This window comes from Aestuariivivens marinum, from assembly GCF_022662175.1.
Lineage (GTDB): Bacteria > Bacteroidota > Bacteroidia > Flavobacteriales > Flavobacteriaceae > Aestuariivivens > Aestuariivivens marinum.
The window spans coordinates 54,949-73,290 of record NZ_JAKMCR010000003.1; the positions used below are offsets into that span (position 1 = coordinate 54,949).

The 18,342-nt window shown below is 34.7% G+C and carries 12 protein-coding genes; 2 read left to right on the forward strand and 10 right to left on the reverse strand.

Annotated elements, in window-relative coordinates; translation table 11 throughout:
• Positions 1 to 10: 10 nt before the first annotated feature.
• The 7 genes from MR053_RS09570 to lysA form a co-directional block, all read right to left on the reverse strand.
• Positions 11 to 586, reverse strand: a complete 576-nt coding sequence (locus MR053_RS09570) for a YdeI/OmpD-associated family protein (RefSeq protein WP_242132223.1) — start codon at positions 584 to 586, stop codon at positions 11 to 13.
• Between the two features lie 3 nt (positions 587 to 589).
• Positions 590 to 2,254: a M1 family metallopeptidase gene (locus MR053_RS09575; protein ID WP_394800337.1), complete on the reverse strand. Its 1,665-nt coding sequence runs from the start codon at positions 2,252 to 2,254 to the stop codon at positions 590 to 592.
• 93 nt (positions 2,255 to 2,347) lie between these two features.
• On the reverse strand, positions 2,348 to 4,150 hold the full coding sequence (locus tag MR053_RS09580) for an acyl-CoA dehydrogenase family protein (protein ID WP_242132224.1): 1,803 nt from the start codon (positions 4,148 to 4,150) through the stop codon (positions 2,348 to 2,350).
• 19 nt (positions 4,151 to 4,169) lie between these two features.
• Positions 4,170 to 5,360 (reverse strand): acetyl-CoA C-acyltransferase, encoded by a 1,191-nt coding sequence (locus MR053_RS09585; protein ID WP_242132225.1) that lies wholly within the window; start codon positions 5,358 to 5,360, stop codon positions 4,170 to 4,172.
• Between the two features lie 77 nt (positions 5,361 to 5,437).
• On the reverse strand, positions 5,438 to 7,846 hold the full coding sequence (locus tag MR053_RS09590) for a 3-hydroxyacyl-CoA dehydrogenase/enoyl-CoA hydratase family protein (protein WP_242132226.1): 2,409 nt from the start codon (positions 7,844 to 7,846) through the stop codon (positions 5,438 to 5,440).
• Positions 7,847 to 7,859: 13 nt separating this feature from the next.
• Positions 7,860 to 8,303, reverse strand: a complete 444-nt coding sequence (locus MR053_RS09595) for a MarR family winged helix-turn-helix transcriptional regulator (protein ID WP_242132227.1) — start codon at positions 8,301 to 8,303, stop codon at positions 7,860 to 7,862.
• A gap of 151 nt (positions 8,304 to 8,454) precedes the next feature.
• Positions 8,455 to 9,690 (reverse strand): diaminopimelate decarboxylase, encoded by a 1,236-nt coding sequence (lysA, locus tag MR053_RS09600; RefSeq protein ID WP_242132228.1) that lies wholly within the window; start codon positions 9,688 to 9,690, stop codon positions 8,455 to 8,457.
• 205 nt (positions 9,691 to 9,895) lie between these two features.
• On the opposite strand from lysA, the gene sucC reads away from it, so the two are divergent.
• Complete coding sequence (sucC, locus tag MR053_RS09605) at positions 9,896 to 11,086, forward strand: ADP-forming succinate--CoA ligase subunit beta (RefSeq protein WP_242132229.1); 1,191 nt, start codon at positions 9,896 to 9,898, stop codon at positions 11,084 to 11,086.
• A 33-nt stretch (positions 11,087 to 11,119) separates the two neighbouring features.
• Here sucC and MR053_RS09610 read toward each other — a convergent pair whose 3' ends face one another.
• On the reverse strand, positions 11,120 to 11,380 hold the full coding sequence (locus MR053_RS09610) for a DUF1456 family protein (RefSeq protein WP_223548177.1): 261 nt from the start codon (positions 11,378 to 11,380) through the stop codon (positions 11,120 to 11,122).
• Positions 11,381 to 11,753: 373 nt separating this feature from the next.
• On the opposite strand from MR053_RS09610, the gene MR053_RS09615 reads away from it, so the two are divergent.
• Positions 11,754 to 12,155: a TerB family tellurite resistance protein gene (locus tag MR053_RS09615; RefSeq protein WP_223548178.1), complete on the forward strand. Its 402-nt coding sequence runs from the start codon at positions 11,754 to 11,756 to the stop codon at positions 12,153 to 12,155.
• A 42-nt stretch (positions 12,156 to 12,197) separates the two neighbouring features.
• Here the strand turns inward: MR053_RS09615 and uvrB are convergent, their stop codons facing one another.
• Both uvrB and MR053_RS09625 read right to left on the reverse strand, forming a co-directional pair.
• Positions 12,198 to 14,201, reverse strand: coding sequence for an excinuclease ABC subunit UvrB (gene uvrB, locus MR053_RS09620; protein ID WP_242132230.1), 2,004 nt, complete (start codon positions 14,199 to 14,201; stop codon positions 12,198 to 12,200).
• A 79-nt stretch (positions 14,202 to 14,280) separates the two neighbouring features.
• Entirely contained in the window at positions 14,281 to 18,330 is a 4,050-nt protein-coding gene (locus tag MR053_RS09625) for a T9SS type B sorting domain-containing protein (protein WP_242132231.1), read from the reverse strand.
• Positions 18,331 to 18,342: the final 12 nt, after the last annotated feature.

The window sequence follows — 18,342 nt, forward strand, 5'->3', positions numbered from 1 at the left end:
ATAGCAGAAATCACCAATCTCCTCGGCTTTTAATATTATTTGTACAATACTTAATAATCTCTAAAATACGTTTTTGTCTAGTTATCTTTCTTTTTGCTTGGTTTAACCAGTACAGGTATCCTTTCCGGTAGGAAGGGGCTAAGTTTTTGTAATTTTTTAAAGCTATTGGGTTTTCTTTGAAAGCAGTCTCCAAATCTTTTGGTATAACTTCATTCTCTACACCATCCAATGCAGTCCAGCTTCCATTTTGTTTTGCAATTTTAATGGCCTCAAAACCACTTTCATGTATTAAGTTATTCGCAGTTAATTCTTTAATATAGCTTTTGTTTAAGGCACTCCATACACTTTTGGGGTTTCTGGGAGTAAAATATTGTCTGCGTTTACCATTACCTAAACTTTTTACAGTAGAATCTATCCAACCAAAACATAAAGCCACTTTCACGGCTTCTTCCCAACGCATGGTGGGAATATTTAATTCTAGTTTATAAAATATTAAATAAACCCCTTTATGTGAATTATGGTTTTCCTTTAACCAACTGTACCAATCGACACCACATTCAAAATAAAGTTCGGGAAATTCTTCCAATGGTTATATTTTTTTTGATGAAACATAAAAATCCCTATCGATTTCTAATGAACCAATGTTCTCGTCTAAAGTTAACGTTTCCCATTCCCCTTTTGGGTATAGCCATTGTTTATTTTTGTTAATGCTAACCTCGATAGGCATATCAAACTTATCAACAATATTTGTCCATCTGTATTTTAAGTTTTTGCCATCAATTTTATATTCCAAGGTAGGAATCATGGTAGTTCTTAAATACTGATCGAAAAATTCGGTTAAATCATATCCTGTTTGTTTGCTTATGTAATCTTCAATTTGCTTTGTGGTAACGGTTTGGTGGTAAAATGTTGTATTTAAACCAATGAGGATTTTACGCCATTTTTCGTCATCCTCTATTAATTGTCTAAGGGTGTGAAGCATATTGGCGCCTTTATAATACATATCTCCAGAGCCTTCATGGTTTACATTATAAAACCCAATTAAGGGTCTGTCGTTTAAAATGTTTTTTCGAGTCCCTATAACATAATCTGCCGAGGCTTGTTTTCCATAGTAATAATCCAAGAACAAATTTTCAGAATAAGAAGTGAAGCTCTCGTGTATCCACATATCGGCAATATCCTTATTGGTGATATTATTAGCAAACCATTCATGTCCAGCTTCGTGGATGATTATAAAATCGAATTTTAAGCCCCAACCCGTTCCTGATAGGTCGTTGCCGCGATACCCGTTTTGGTAACCATTGCCATAGGTCACCGAACTTTGGTGTTCCATACCTAAATAGGGGACTTCTACTAATTTAAAGCTATCCGCATAGAAAGGGTATTGACCAAACCAATGCTCGAATGCTTCCATCATTTTAGGAACCTCCTTAAAATGTACTTTGGCTTTTTCAAGATTATCTTTTAAAACATAATAGTCCATTAATAAATTTCCACCTTGGCCATCATAGACCTCAGAAAAATTTACGTAATCTCCAATATTTATATTAACACCATAATTATTGATGGGGCTTTTTACAAACCAATGGTAGGTTTTAGTATCTCCAATTTGTTCAACTTTACGGAGTCTACCATTAGAAACATTCATTAATTTTGAAGGTACATTAACACTTATAAGCATGCTGTCCACTTCGTCGTACATGTGGTCTTTGCAAGGCCACCAAACACTAGCGCCCAGACCTTGGCAAGAGGAAGCAACAAAGTGGTTACCGTTTATATCTTTATCCCAAGATATACCACCATCCCATGGCGCTCTAACCGCTTCTCTAGGATGACCATCATAATACACTTCAAGGCTATTTACAGTATTTGGTTCTTGTGGTGTTTCCAAAGTAATAAAATGAGCATTACCATCGTGTTTAATTTGGAGTTCCTTCCCATCCTGTAAAGCCCTAGTTAACGTTAGAGGTGGCTGTAAATCTATTTGTATTATTGAATAGGGCTCTAAAACTTTATATTGAATGGTATTTTTACCAAAAATATATTTTTTATCAGGATTTACTGTTATATCTAAATGGTAATAGGTTAAATCCCACCAAGCGCGTTCAGGTGTGATACTGCCTCTCAATGTATCTTGTCTGGTAAAATGGTTTTTCTCTTGAAGTAAACCTTGAGAATGTGCCACAAATGAGAATAAAATACTGTAAATAAATAATAAACGAAAACGAATGATCATTTGTTTTGATTTTGACATAAAGTTAAATAAAAAGTTCTTAAAGACCTGTTAATAAAAAGCGCCCCAAAATAATTTTTGGGACGCCTTTAAAATTGAGTCAGTCACTTAAAATTAAAAACAATACTTATTTTCTTGAATTACTTTTTCGGCAACAATACGCCTTAGTTCTATAATGTTGGGCATGTTAACGTATTTGATATAACGTTTTAAACCCATAAGCATCATGCGTTGTTCATCTCCAGAAGAGAATGAAATAATAGAATGTTTACCCGCAGTTTCAATAACGTCTATGGCATGGAACAGGTTTAGTTTTGCCATAGCTATTTGTTCTTTTACTTGGTCCTCTCCATTAGCCTTAGCCATTTTTTCAGCGCGTAGTATCGCAGATTCAGCTAAATAAATTTGTATTAAAATATCTGAGGCTGCTAGCATTAATTGTTGCTGTTCTTCAATTTGCTCGCCATATTTTTGTAAAGCGGCTCCTGCAATCATTAAAAACAACTTTTTAAGGTTTTTGATAATATTTTTTTCTTCTGAAAACAACTCAGAATAATCTGGAGTTTCAAAAGAAGGGATGCTTGTCAATTCTTCTTTAACAGCCATCGCTGGAGTTATAACATCTACATGTCCTTTCATGGCTTTTTTAATAAGCATGCCAATGCACAACATCCGGTTTATTTCGTTAGTGCCTTCGTAAATTCGCGATATGCGAGCATCCCGCCATGCAGACTCCATTGGTGTATCTTCCGAAAATCCCATACCACCTAAAATCTGGATACCTTCATCTGTGCACTTTTGAACAAATTCTGAAACGGCAACCTTAAGCATGGAGCATTCTATGGCATATTCTTCAACACCTTTAAGTTCTGCTTCTTGATGTGTGTCCTTGCCGTTATGTCTTCTAAGTTCTATACGGTCTTCAATATTCTTTGCTGCTCTATAACAACCCGCTTCACCAACCCAGCAATTGGTAGCCATTTCAGCTATTTTTTGTTGTATGGCTCCAAAACTTGAAATAGGTCTTTTAAATTGAATGCGTTCGTTGGCATATTTAACAGATTCGGATATTACCCGGCGTTGAGCATCCAAACATGCTACAGCCAACTTTATTCTACCTACATTAAGGGCATTCATGGCTATTTTAAAGCCATTGCCTCTAGAAGAAAGCATGTTTTCAATAGGGACTTTGGTTTCATTAAAAAACACCTGACGTGTGGATGACGCACGTATCCCTAATTTGTGTTCTTCTTCACCCAAAGTAATGCCGTTAGGGTTTTCTGGGTCGTATTCCACAATAAAGCCAGTAATATTTTTATCATCTTCTATGCGGGCAAAAACAATCATAAGACTACAAAACCCTGCATTGGAAATCCACATTTTTTGGCCAGTGATTTTATAGTATTTACCATCTTCAGATAATACAGCTTTGGTTTTTCCCGAATTGGCATCACTACCTGCACTAGGTTCTGTAAGGCAATATGAACCAAACCATTCACCAGAAGCTAATTTTGGAACATAATTTTGCTTTTGTTCTTCTGTACCGTAAAGTGTAATAGGCATGGTCCCTATACCAGTATGGGCACCAAAAGCTGTACTAAAAGATCCTGTGGCTCCTGAAATATAGTCACAAACCAACATGGTGTCAACAAAACCCATACCCATGCCACCATAAGCTTCAGGCACAGAAACACTAAGAAACCCAAGTTCACCTGCTTTTTGCATGCAGGACTCTGTTAAAGCATAGTCTTTTTGTTCAAACTGAGCTTTTTTTGCCCATATTTCACGATCAACAAATTCGGTAACCGCCTCTTTCATCATCATTTGATCTTCGTTGAAATCTTCTGGAATGAAAATATCTTCACAGTTTGTTTCCTTTACGAGAAATTGACCACCTCTTAATATTTCTTTTTCCATATTTATTTTTTTCTTTTTCTTAATTTATAAATTCAAAAATTCCACAAGCTCCTTGTCCAGTACCTACACACATGGTTACAGCACCGTAGTTCCCTTTCATGTTACGTTTTCGCATTTCATCAAATAGTTGTACTGATAATTTAGCTCCTGTGCAACCAAGAGGATGTCCTAAAGCTATAGCTCCTCCATTAACATTTATCAAGTCAGGATTTAAATTTAATTCCCTTATAACGGCAAGCGACTGGGATGCAAAGGCCTCATTCAACTCAATTAAGTCTAAATTTTCCTGTTTTAATCCAGACATTTTTAAAGCTTTAGGAATGGCTTTCACAGGGCCAATACCCATAATTCGTGGTTCAACACCAACTGCGGCATAACTCACTAAGCGTGCTATAGGTTCTAGGTTCAATTCTTTAACTAAATTTTCGCTCATTACCATAACAAAAGCAGCACCATCACTCATTTGGGATGAGTTTCCGGCAGTCACGCTTCCTCCTTGTGCAAAAACAGGACGTAATTTTGCTAAAGCCTCCAGACTTGTGTCTGTGCGAGGACCTTCATCTTTGGTAACTATATATGTTTTTGTAGCCTTTTTACCATTGACATCAATATAGGTTTGCTCAACTTCTATAGGAACAATTTGATTTTGAAAACGATTTTCAGCTTGGGCTTTTAATGCTTTTTGATGTGAATGGTAAGCAAACATATCTTGGTCTTCTCGAGATATATTGAACTGTTTGGCAACCGCTTCAGCGGTATTTCCCATGCCCCAATAATAATCTTCATGCCCCGCTTTTATTGTGTTATAGTTTAGTTCTGGCTTAAAGCCGGTCATAGGTACTGAACTCATACTTTCTGAGCCTCCTGCGATTATACAATCGGCCATACCAGCCTTAATTTTTGCTGTGGCAATCCCAATGGTTTCTATACCGGATGAACAAAATCTGTTTATTGTTACGCCCGGTACATCAATAGTATTTAAACCAATTAAAGAAATAAACCTTGCCATATTCAGCCCTTGTGAGCCTTCGGGCATGGCATTACCAACAATAACATCATCTATTCTTGAAACATCCAAGTTAGGAAGTTCCTTCATCATGTACTGTATGGTCTCAGCGCCTAATTCGTCTGCACGTTTGAAACGAAATACTCCTTTAGGGGCTTTACCTACGGCGGTTCTATATGCTTTTACTATATATGCTTGTTTCATAATTTTAAATTTTAGATAATTGGATTTTTAGACTGTTTCGATTTCTAAATATCTAAAAATCCAATATTCTAATTTGTCTAATTACGTAATGGTTTTCCCGTTTTCAACATGTGTTGAATACGTTCCAACGTTTTACGCTCTGTACATAAACTCAAAAAGGCTTCTCGTTCAATATCCAGTAGGTATTGTTCGGTTACTAATGAGGGCTCCGATAAATCACCACCCGCCATGACATAAGCCAATTTATTTGCAATTTTTTGATCATGTTCACTAATATAGTTACTTGCCTCCATGGCATCTGTTCCTACCAAGAACATCCCTAACGCTTGCTTTCCTAAAACTTTAACGTCTTTGCGTTTTATAGGTTTAGTGTAGCCTGCATCAGCCATTAATTTAGCATAAGCTTTTGCTATAGCAATTTGTCTGTCCTTATTAACAACTATAACATCTTTTCCTTTTTGAAGTATACCTAAGTCGTATGCTTCATAAGCTGATGTTGATACTTTTGCCATACCGATGGTTAGGAAATATTCTTGCAGGACATTTAATTCAACATCTCCTTTTCTGAAAGTATCAGATGCTCTTAAAGCCATTTCTTTTGAGCCTCCACCACCAGGAATAACACCTACTCCAAATTCTACCAAGCCCATATAAGTTTCGGCTGCTGCAACTACTTTATCTGCATGCATGGAAAGCTCACAAGCTCCTCCAAGTGATAGGCCATGTGGTGCTGAAATAGTTGGAATGGAGGAGTAGCGCATACGCATCATAGTGTCTTGAAAATATTTTATAGCAGCATTTAATTCATCATATTCCTGTTCTACTGCCATCATAAAAATCATACCAATATTGGCACCAACTGAGAAATTGGGGCCTTGGTTACCAACTACTAATCCCTCGAAACTTTGTTCGGCTAAATCTATGGCCTTGTTTATTCCTGCAAGCACATCACCACCTATAGTGTTCATTTTAGACTGGAATTCACAGTTTAAAATACCATCACCCAAATCTTCTATAACAACACCTGAATTTTTATAGACTTCATTGGATTTTCTAATATTATCCAAAATAATAAAAGCATCTTGTCCTGGTATTTTTTCTTGAGTTTTGTTCTGAATATTATAAATATAGGTGGCGCCATCTTTTACGTTATAGAAAGAGTTCCTTCCAGATGCTAACATATCCTTTACCCAAGTAGCTAGTTCTAGATTTTCATCTTCTATCATTGCTATCCCTTTTTCAACACCTATGGCATCCCAAATTTGAAAAGGACCGTGCTCCCAACCAAAACCGGCTTTCATAGCGTTATCAATTTTATAGAGGTCATCCGATATTTCAGGAATACGTTGAGATACATAAGCAAATAATGCGGCGAATGTTTTTCTATAGAATTCACCCGCTTTATCTTTCCCGTTTACAAGGATTTTAAATCTATCAATTACTTTATCAATAGGTTTGGTTAATTCTAAAGTCGTAAATTTTGCCTTTTTAGCCGAGCGATATTTTAATGTAATTAAATCTAATGATAGAATTTCTTTTTTACCATCTTCAGAAACATGTTTTTTATAAAAACCTTGACCTGATTTACTACCATACCATTTGTTTACCATCATGGTTTGGACAAACTCAGGTAGCTTGAAAAGTTCTAATCGTTCATCATTCCTGCAATTTTCTACTATGCCATTAGAAACATGAACAAGGGTGTCAAGGCCAACAACATCAACGGTTCTAAATGTAGCTGATTTGGGCCTGCCAATAACAGGGCCAGTAAGTTTGTCTACTTCTTCAATGGTCAATCCCATATCCTGTACAGTATGGAATAAGCTCATAATACTGAAAATACCAATTCGGTTTCCAATAAAAGCAGGTGTATCTTTTGCTATAACAGAAGTCTTACCTAGAAATTGTTCACCATAATTATTAAGAAAATCTAAAACCTCACGGGAGGTTTTAGGACCTGGAATAATTTCGAATAACTTTAGGTAACGTGCCGGATTAAAAAAGTGGGTTCCACAAAAATGTTTTTGAAAATCATCACTTCGACCATCACTCATAAATTTTATTGGGATGCCAGAAGTATTACTAGTTATTAAAGTGCCTGGAGTTCTGTGTTTTTCAAGATTTTCAAAGATTTGTTTTTTAATATCCAACCGTTCAACAACCACTTCCATAATCCAATCTGCATCAGCTACTTTAGCAATATCGTCTTCCAGATTACCAGTAGTTATTCTACTTGCAAATTTTTGGTGATAAATAGGAGAGGGGGTCGACTTTAATGCCTTATTTAAAGCATCATTGACTAATCTGTTCCTAACTATTTTATCGTTTAAGGTTAACCCTATGGCTTTTTCTTTTTCGTTAAGTTCCCTAGGGGTAATATCCAATAATAGCACATCTACGCCAATATTTGCAAAATGACAAGCAATACCGCTTCCCATAATTCCAGAACCTATAATGGCTACTTTATTTATTCTACGTTTGCTCATTCTGTATAAGTTCTTACTTATTTTGCTCGTAAATTCTTTTGTTGGTGATCATATCGTTTATTAATTCAGCCACTTCATAAAAATGATCCAACTTTTCTTCTGAAATATTGTTTCTTATGGCGTTATTAAAAGTGAGTACTTTTTCTCTTGAATAATCCCTTTTTTCTTTTCCAAAATCGGTTAAGTGTATTAGTACACCACGACCGTCTTCTGGATTTGGTTGGCGTTCTATTAATCCCCTTTCTTCCATGGTTTTTAAAATACGTGATAGACTTGTGGCCTCCATTCCCATTTTGGGACCTAAGGCTGTTGAAGGAGTACCTTTTTCTGGATCTATGCTTAATAAAGTAAAACCTGTTGCCATTGTACTATCAAATTTAGCAGCTTCTTCATTATACATTTTTTGTACGGTAAGCCATGTTGTTCTTAGTACGTAATCTAAAGTTTTATCTTTCATAATTTGCCTTTTGTTAGCCAAATATAATAAAATATATTATGCGTGCATAATAAAAATATTAAAAACATTTCATTTCAAAAACTATTAAATTAGTCACTAAAAAAACGCTCAATTTATTAATTGAGCGTTTTTTTGGATTAAACAAGATCTTCTACTTTGCTAGAACAGTCGCTTTTGTTTTTTTTAAATCAATTTCAACTTGATTCTTTAGTAAGTCATCAAAGGTTTCACGTTTTCTTATTAAATGTGCTTTTTTATTGTACCATAATACTTCAGCAGGACGATAGCGCGAATTGTAATTACTAGCCATGGAAAAGCAATATGCTCCAGCGTTTTTAAAAGCTAAGATATCACCTTCGTTAATTTCATTAACTCTTCTATTATTACCAAATGTATCGGTTTCACAAATATAACCCACTACAGTATAAAAACGTTCACGCCCATTAGGGTTAGAGATGTTTATAATATCGTGGTGTGATCCATAAAACATGGGGCGTATTAAGTGGTTAAACCCAGAATCTACATGAGCAAAAACGGTAGAAGTAGTCTGCTTTACCGCATTAACTTGGGTTAAAAAAGTGCCAGCTTCGCTCACCAAAAATTTTCCAGGTTCAAAAGCTAATGTTAGTTCCTTTCCGTAATCTTTACAAAAGGCATTAAACTTTTCAGATAATTTTCTGCCTAACTCTTCAATGTTTGTTTCAATATCTCCTTTTTTGTAAGGAACTTTGAAGCCGGATCCAAAATCTATAAATTCAAGGTTTTTGAATTGTTTAGCCGTTTCAAACAATATTTCACTGGCATATAAGAATACATCAATGTCTAAGATGTCACTTCCTGTGTGCATGTGAATACCATTAATAGTCATTTTAGTATTCTCAACAATGCGTAATAAATGGGGGATTTGATGAATAGAAATCCCAAATTTAGAATCAATGTGTCCAACAGAAATGTTACTATTGCCTCCAGCCATTACATGTGGGTTGATACGAATGCAAACAGGTGTATCTGGATGATTGGTTCCAAATTGTTCTAATATTGATAAGTTGTCAATATTTATTTGTACACCTAGTTTTGCAGCTTCTTCAATTTCAGATAAAGACACACCATTTGGAGTGAAAATAATTTGTTCTGGTTTAAAACCAGCAGCAATCCCCAAATTAACCTCTTGTATGGAAACCGTATCAATTCCAGAGCCAAGTGAATTAAAAAACTTTAAAATCGATATGTTGGACAATGCTTTTACAGCATAGTTTATCTTTAAGTTCTTTACCGATTTAAAAGCACCGGTTAAGCGACTATATTGAGAAGCTATTTTTTCAGCATCATAAACATATAATGGATTACCGAACTCCTTTGCGATTTGTAATAATTGACTGTTAGTCATAAGTATATTTATTTTTGAGCAAATATATTCCTTTACAACTTAAATAAAATAATTATAGATAAAATTAAACAAATTAAACAAAATGTTAATTATATAACATTGATAAAATTAACTAAAAACAAGTTAGGGGCTTTTCTTTATAAAAACATTAGTCTAATTACATGTGATTATTTACCTTTGCCCAACTCAAATTATTAAGCTAATTATGAATTTACACGAATATCAAGGTAAAGAAATATTAAGTAGTTTTGGAGTGCGTATTCAACGTGGTATTGTAGCCCAAAGTGCTACAGAAGCTGTTGCTGCAGCCAAGCAATTAACTGAAGAAACTGGTACAGGATGGCATGTTATTAAGGCACAAGTTCACGCTGGTGGACGCGGTAAAGGTGGTGGTGTTAAATTGGCTAAAAACTTAGAAGAGGTTGAAACGCTTGCAGGACAAATTATTGGAATGAATTTGGTAACTCCACAAACATCGGCCGAAGGGAAAAAGGTGCATCAAGTATTGGTTGCCGAGGATGTTTATTATCCAGGAGAAACTGAAACGAGTGAATTTTACATGTCCGTTCTTTTAAACAGAGCTACCGGTAGAAATATGATTATGTACTCCACAGAGGGGGGTATGGATATTGAAACCGTAGCAGAAGAAACCCCACATTTAATATTTACAGAGGAAATTGATCCTACAGTAGGTTTAATGCCTTTTCAAGCAAGGCGTATCGCTTTTAATCTAGGATTATCTGGTATTGCTTTTAAGGAAATGACCAAATTTGTTACAGCACTTTATTCCGCTTATGTAAAATCCGATTCATCATTGTTTGAAATCAACCCAGTATTGAAAACTAGTGATAATAAAATTATGGCTGTTGATGCCAAAGTTACTATCGATGATAATGCCTTATATAGACATAAGGATTATGCAGAACTTAGGGATTTGAGGGAGGAAAATCCTATTGAAGTTGAAGCTAAAGAAGTTGGATTAAACTATGTTGATTTAGATGGTAATGTAGGTTGTATGGTTAATGGAGCAGGACTGGCTATGGCAACTATGGATTTAATTAAACAAGCTGGAGGAGAACCGGCCAATTTTTTAGATGTTGGTGGTACTGCTGATGCTGCTAGGGTAGAGGCGGCCTTTAAGATTATATTGAAAGATCCAGCTGTGAAAGCTATTCTGATTAATATCTTTGGAGGAATTGTACGTTGTGACCGTGTTGCACAAGGTGTAATTGATGCTTATAAAAATATGGGGAATATTAATGTTCCTATTATTGTACGTTTACAAGGGACCAATGCCGATATAGCCAAAGAATTAATTGATAATTCTGGATTGGATGTATTAAGTGCTACAGAGTTTCAAGAAGCAGCTGATAAAGTACAGCAAGTATTAGCTTAAACAAAATACTATTATATAGATATTAAAGGGTAACTAAGCGTTACCCTTTTTTTGTTCGGTTTTGTTTTCTTTCTTAGGTATTGGACCTCTCATATGGATTATTAAGCCATTTAAAAAATTCCTTAAAATCTGATCGCCACATTCAACATATTTTGGATGGTCTTCTCTTCTAAAAAAAGCGCCTAATTCACTTTTAGATATTCTAAAGTCAACCAGCTTTAGGATATCCACAATATCACTATCTCTTAATTTAAGTGCAACACGTATTTTTTTTAAAACATCATTATTAGTCATATGGATATGTTTAGATTATTCAATATTAAAAATGAATCGTTTTTCTTCATAATCAAAACGTTTTCTAGAATTCTAACAATATTTTTCAAAGATACCTCATTGTAAATGAAAATAGCTTGGTAAAAACATAAAATATGTTTCACTTTATACTATTGATAATCAATTAATTAGTAACATTTAAAATGATTGATAACATATTTTATTAGTATTGAATAATTGATAATTAAGTCATAAATTATGATACTATATTTGATGAAATCATAAAATATCCGATGAAAAGCTTGTTAGTTTTCGATGAGTTACAAATTATCAACGATTATAAATCTACAGTTTTGAGTATCTTTATAATGTAATTAATTAATCCTCATTTACAATGATTAATAGAGTAGAAAAATTGAGTCTACTTTCAGAAATGATTGCATTTGCAAAGTACGACAAAGAGATTAATACTATTGAATACAACTTCCTGCTAGGTGTAGCTAAACAATTGGATATAACTCGTGAAGATTTTGATTATTTGATTGAACATCCTGTAACATATACCCATTTAAAATCTCACAGTGAACGCATAGTTCAGTTTCATAGGTTAGTTTTATTAATGAATATTGATAGCGAAAATTCTAAATCTGGTGCAACAAAACTTTATAATTTTGGTTTGCGAATGGGATTAAGTCACGAATCAATTAGTAAAGTACTTTACTTAATGGAAAGTTTTCCAAACAAGATTGTACCACCAGATGTACTTATAGATATTTTTAAAACACAATATAATTAGTATTTAATTGGTTTGAATCCTAATTTAAAAGCGCTAAAGGTATTATACATTTAGCGCTTTTATTTTATCTTGATATTGCTTTATTTCATCACGTAACTTAGCAGCAATAATAAAATCTAGAGCTTTTGCAGCTTCTTCCATTAATTTTCGTTTTTCCCTAATTTTCTTTTCCAATTCTGGTTTGCTTAGATATTCACTTTCAGGCTCTGCGGCTTTAGCTGCTGATAACCGATAGCTATAAGTACTTACAGAATTTTTAGCCAAGGCATTATCCAAGCTTTTATTAAGGGCTTTAGGCGTGATATTATTTGCTGTGTTGTAAGCCATTTGTTTCTCTCTTCTATAATTTGTTTCGTCAATGGTTTTCTGCATACTTTTAGTTATAGTGTCCGCATACATTATGGCTTTGCCATTAAGGTTTCTTGCTGCTCTTCCAACAGTTTGGGTAAGTGATCTTGCGGAACGTAAAAACCCTTCTTTATCGGCATCTAAAATGGCAACAAGAGATACCTCTGGAAGGTCTAAACCTTCACGAAGTAAGTTTACGCCTACCAAAACATCAAACAGTCCTTTTCGAAGATCCTGCATAATTTCTACTCGTTCCAGTGTGTCTACATCACTATGTATATAGCGACAACGCACTTGAATGCGTTCTAGGTATTTGGTCAACTCTTCAGCCATACGTTTGGTTAATGTGGTTACCAAAATACGTTCGTCTTTTTCAACACGTAACTGGATTTCTTCAATTAAATCATCAATTTGGTTTAAACTTGGGCGTACTTCAATTTCTGGATCTAAAAGTCCCGTTGGACGAATTACCTGTTCCACATAGACACCATCTGTTTTTTGCAATTCATAGTTGGCAGGTGTGGCACTTACGTATATGACTTGGTTTTGAAGCGCTTCAAACTCTTCAAATTTTAACGGGCGGTTATCCATTGCAGCTGGTAAACGGAAACCATATTCTACCAAATTTTCCTTTCTACTGCGGTCACCACCATACATGGCATGCACTTGTGAAATGGTTACATGGCTTTCATCGACTACCATTAAAAAGTCATCAGGAAAATAATCCAATAAGCAGAATGGGCGTGAGCCAGCAGGTCTTCCATCTAAATATCTGGAGTAGTTTTCAATACCAGAGCAATAGCCTAACTCACGAATCATTTCTAAATCGAATTCGGTGCGTTCCTTTAAACGCTTTGCTTCTAAGTGTTTTCCAATGTCCTTAAAATAGTCATATTGTTTTACTAAATCATTCTGAATATCCTTAATTGCATTTTGAAGCACTTCTGGAGAAGTTACAAACATATTGGCTGGGTATATGTTGAGCCTGTCATACTTTTCAATAACCTGATTGGTTTGAATGTTAAAAGATTCGATTTCCTCAATTTCATCTCCAAAAAAATGAATTCTATAGGCATCATCTGCATAGCTTGGGAATATATCAACTGTATCCCCTTTAATACGAAAATTTCCATGGTTAAATTCTGCCTCGGTACGGGAATACAAACTTTGTACTAATTGATGTAGCAATTGGGTCCTTGAAATCACTTGATCCCGTTTTAAAGAAATCACATTCTTTTGAAATTCAATGGGGTTACCAATACCATATAGACAGGATACGGAAGCGACGACAATTACATCACGACGTCCAGACAATAGGGAGGAGGTCGTACTAAGCCGCATTTTTTCAATTTCTTCATTAATTGAAAGGTCCTTTTCTATATATACACCTGTAACGGGAATATAGGCCTCAGGTTGGTAATAATCATAGTAAGAGACAAAGTATTCTACAGCATTTTTAGGAAAGAATTGTTTAAATTCGGAATATAATTGTGCTGCCAAGGTTTTATTATGCGCCAAAACTAAGGTAGGACGTTGCACTTCTTCTATAACATTGGCAATGGTAAAGGTTTTACCCGAACCGGTAACGCCTAATAGGGTTTGATATTTTTCATTAGAATCAATACCATCGCTAAGCTGTTTGATTGCTTCAGGTTGATCACCAGTAGGACTAAATTCGGATTCAATTTTAAACTGCATACTACTATGTACCTAGAATTTTAAGCTTCTAAAATACTTAAAGTAACTGGGATATTGAATTTAGGCTTAGAAAAATGTATTACCGCTTTAAAGCAAAATGTCCCATAAACTCCCTTCCATCTTCTAAAAGCACCTTAAACCAGTAATCATCTGAAGGCATCATATTCCCATTATAAGTTCCGTCCCAACCCTCTTCTAATGTTGAAATTTGTTTAAGGAGTTTACCATATCGGTCAAAAACTAAAATTCTGCTATTTGGTTGAAAGAATGCATTAACGCCAATGATTTTCCAATAATCATTAAAACCATCATTATTTGGTGTAAAGAATTTCATGTATCCTATTACTGAAATATCTAAAGTAGAAGCTCCACATCCATTTTTATCATTTACATAAATTGTATAAAAACCTGGTTTTACATTGTTGAATTCAGGTGCGTCTTGATAATTTATAAAGTTAGAATCTTGTTCAACCAAAGCAAATTCATAATTTCCTTGACCTAGTTTGGTAGTATCAATTGTTACCGAATTATTATTTTCGTTAAAATCAATAATAGTTACATCATCATGTGTAATGGTAGCTAATTCAGAAGCATTTACAAAAATATCTCTAGTTCTTGAACATCCCGTTCCATCTGTTTTTGTTAAGGTAACATGATAAGTTCCCGGAATTGAAACGTTAATAGTAGGAGTAGTATCTGTTAATAATTGGTTGACAGTACTTCCATCTATACTTGTATAACGCCATTCATAGGTAAATGATTCAATATCATTGGATTCCACTGGATCTAGTTCTATTGCGAATGTTGGATCCGATGTACAAACAATATACTCCGAGTCTATATAAAAATCTGGCAACGGATTTACAATTAAATCTATTGTAGTATTAGCATAACAATTTGGGTTTATGGGGTTAATAACATCTACATTTACAGTTTGATTTGTAGAATTTAATGGGTTTGGTAAAGTTGGACTATCTACAATAAAGTTTCCGTTTTCATCAACATAATCAAAATAAATTTCCATATTGGTCTGTGTTCCTAAAATGGTGCCAGAAAAGCTAGATGTGTCAAAAGGGAAGTAATCATCATCATCAACATCACCACTATCACCATCGCAAGCTATTTGAGGTGCAACAGTGTTAGCAATAATAGGCTGTTCATCCACAATAAACGCTAAAGTGGTTTCATCATAACAAGGCCCGTCTGGGTCTTGGGTGTTATTATTCGTTACTAGTATGGTGATGGTCTGGTTTTTGGTTAAAAATGGATTAGGTAAAGGGCTGGGCAGTTCGGTTCCCATTTCATCAAAATACCTTATGTTAACGTTTGCTGAATTTTGGTTGCCCAACACAGTACTTTCAACCAAAGAAGTATCAAAGGGATAGCTTAATATTGTATCGCTGGTATCGTAATCGCACTGTCTATCCACAGATACCAGATTGGCAAAAGGTAAGGCTTCTACAATTAAAAGATTTGGCAATTCTTCAAGTCCTAAACAATTATTACCTATATCACTTTTTATACGAACCCAAATACTTTGAGTATTGGGTGAGTTGGTATTTTGATGACTAGAAATATCTGATATTTCGTTGGTCTCAAGTTCTGCATCCATTTGGGTTTCATAAAAATGAACTGAGGCATTAAACGTTGAAAATATGTTATTAGAAATATGGTCTCTAATGTGAGTAAAATTAAAAGTAGCTACGCCATCTCTTGTATCTAATCCATCATCACATTGGTAAATAGGTATAGGATTGTAAACACTTAAAGCGGCACTAGAAGGGTTAACTAAAAGAGTTAATGGTACTTCTCTAAAGCAACCATTTGGATTTTCTACTCTAACCCAAACGGTTTCTGGAATAAATCCTAAAGCATCTTGATAGCTGTCTGGATTAGGTATAGGATTTGTTACATTTTGAGCATCATTCTGTGTTAAGTAATATGTGAAAGTTAATCCTTTTGCAATGTAATTTGGATTGATTTCTTCTTTTATCAAGTCAAGTGTTAGATTAAAAAAAGCTTGTCCATCATTAGAAGCGTCATCACATTGAGCGTAAATATTAGGGTTATTGACTACAGGTAATTCAAAAACTTCAATTTCAAAAGCAGTATCGGTATGGCAATTACTGTACAAATTATTAGTTACTCGCACATAAATGGTTTGATTACCAGCAATTGCATTTGTATAGGTGCTAGGAGTTATAATTTGATTTGTATAAGCTGCATCAGTAAAATAAGTTAATGAAAAGTCACTAGCCGACTGCCCGTTTAAGATCTCATTTTCCTTTTGTGTTAAATCAAAAATAATAAAACCGTCAACATCAGTTCCCACAGAAGTATCATCACATTCTTGAAGAGGGGTTACATTTAGTAATGGGAAGGCACTATCGAAAACCTCTAAATCAAAACTAGAAGTATCATAGCAAGTATTGTTTGCATCATTTTCAATACGGGCATAAATAGTGGTACTTCCACTTTCAAAAGGACTTGTTATAGGGTTTGCACCATTATCTGCATCGGCTTGAGAGGTGTGATATGTTATTGTCATACCTGCCGCAGTACTTATAGCACTATTTTGAAGTGTTAAATCAAAAGGCATAGTGCCATTGTTATCATCATCACATGATAGCACATTAGGTGCCGTATTAGCTACAGGCAAAGAAAAAACTGTAAGTTCTCCTAAATCTGAATATAGACCGCAACCATTTCCTGTCAGTTCTAAAAATGCTCTGTATTTGTAAGTATTAAATGATAATGGCGTGTTATAAATAGTTAAATCTGCAGTTTGGGAACCACTATAAGTGGCATCATCTACAATGGTGTTCCAATTGAGTCCACCATCGGTACTCACTTCCCACTGGATAGTATCATAAGTGGATGATACTACCGAAAGAATAATATTGGATAATTCACAAACAACAGAATCAATGGGTTGGGTTGTTATTGTAATAGGAGCAGCTATTATATAATTAGGATGTGGAGTGGTATATCCATCAGTTGCATTGTTAACAATACCATAACTATCTACAGTAACTATATCATTCCCAAGATAATCATCTGCATCATCGTCAGTGAAACCGGCTTCAATGACATCACTACAGCCATCATTATCAGAATCTGATTCAATACTGTTAATATCTCCATCTCCATCTGTATCAAAAACAGTAAAATTTACAGTTCCACTATTTGGTATAGTTTGAACAGCATCTGGGATACCATCATTACCTACACTTCCATTAACAACACCAGTTGTATGTGGTTTTCCATGGCCAGCTTCTTCTGCATCATAAATTCCATCATTATCACTATCTAAATCGAGACTATTTATAATACCATCATTATCGGTATCACATACTTCTGCAAGATATTCTAATCTTAAATTGTCAAAATACATATAAGAAGGAGATCCAGCAGTAATTTCTCTGGCTTGAAACTTAATTTTTGTGAATATTGTAGTCGAATTTATGTCAATGGTAAATGATTTCCAATTAGGAGATGTATTGGTCAAAAGATTAGTTATTTCTACTTCTCCTAAAAACGTTTCATTGTTTGCTGCATCAATACCAAAAATAACTAGTTTACCTGATGACGAATAATATGGAGGGTAAGATATGTAACCACCATCAAAAGTAAATTCATATGCGCCAATAGGCATTGCTTGGGCCAATGTGTTGATTGCATCTTCACCATCAGTAGTGGATAGGCTATGAATTCCAAGCCATGCTTTACCATCTGATCCTGAAGGCAAACTAGTACTTGCCGGCCATGATTCAGCAGGCTTTGATGACACACAACCACTAATAGGGTCATTTACCATTAATTGCCCCCCCCAAGTACGGTCACTAGTATCCCAACCTGAAGCCAATTGAATTGAGCCTGCTCCAGTTGCAGGAGGACAACTAGAATAGCTTTCCATACTAGCACCAAATAAAAAATTGGTTTTAGTACATTCTACACTATCTAAAATACCATCATTGTCGTCATCAAGATCTAATGTATCATCAATACCATCATTATCGGAATCTATAACTATATTTTCAATGAAAATAAACTCTTTTTTTGTGTGATTAATATAATTGAATAAGGTAATTATTTGTAGTAAAATGATTAGCAACAATAATTTATACATGAATCAATAATT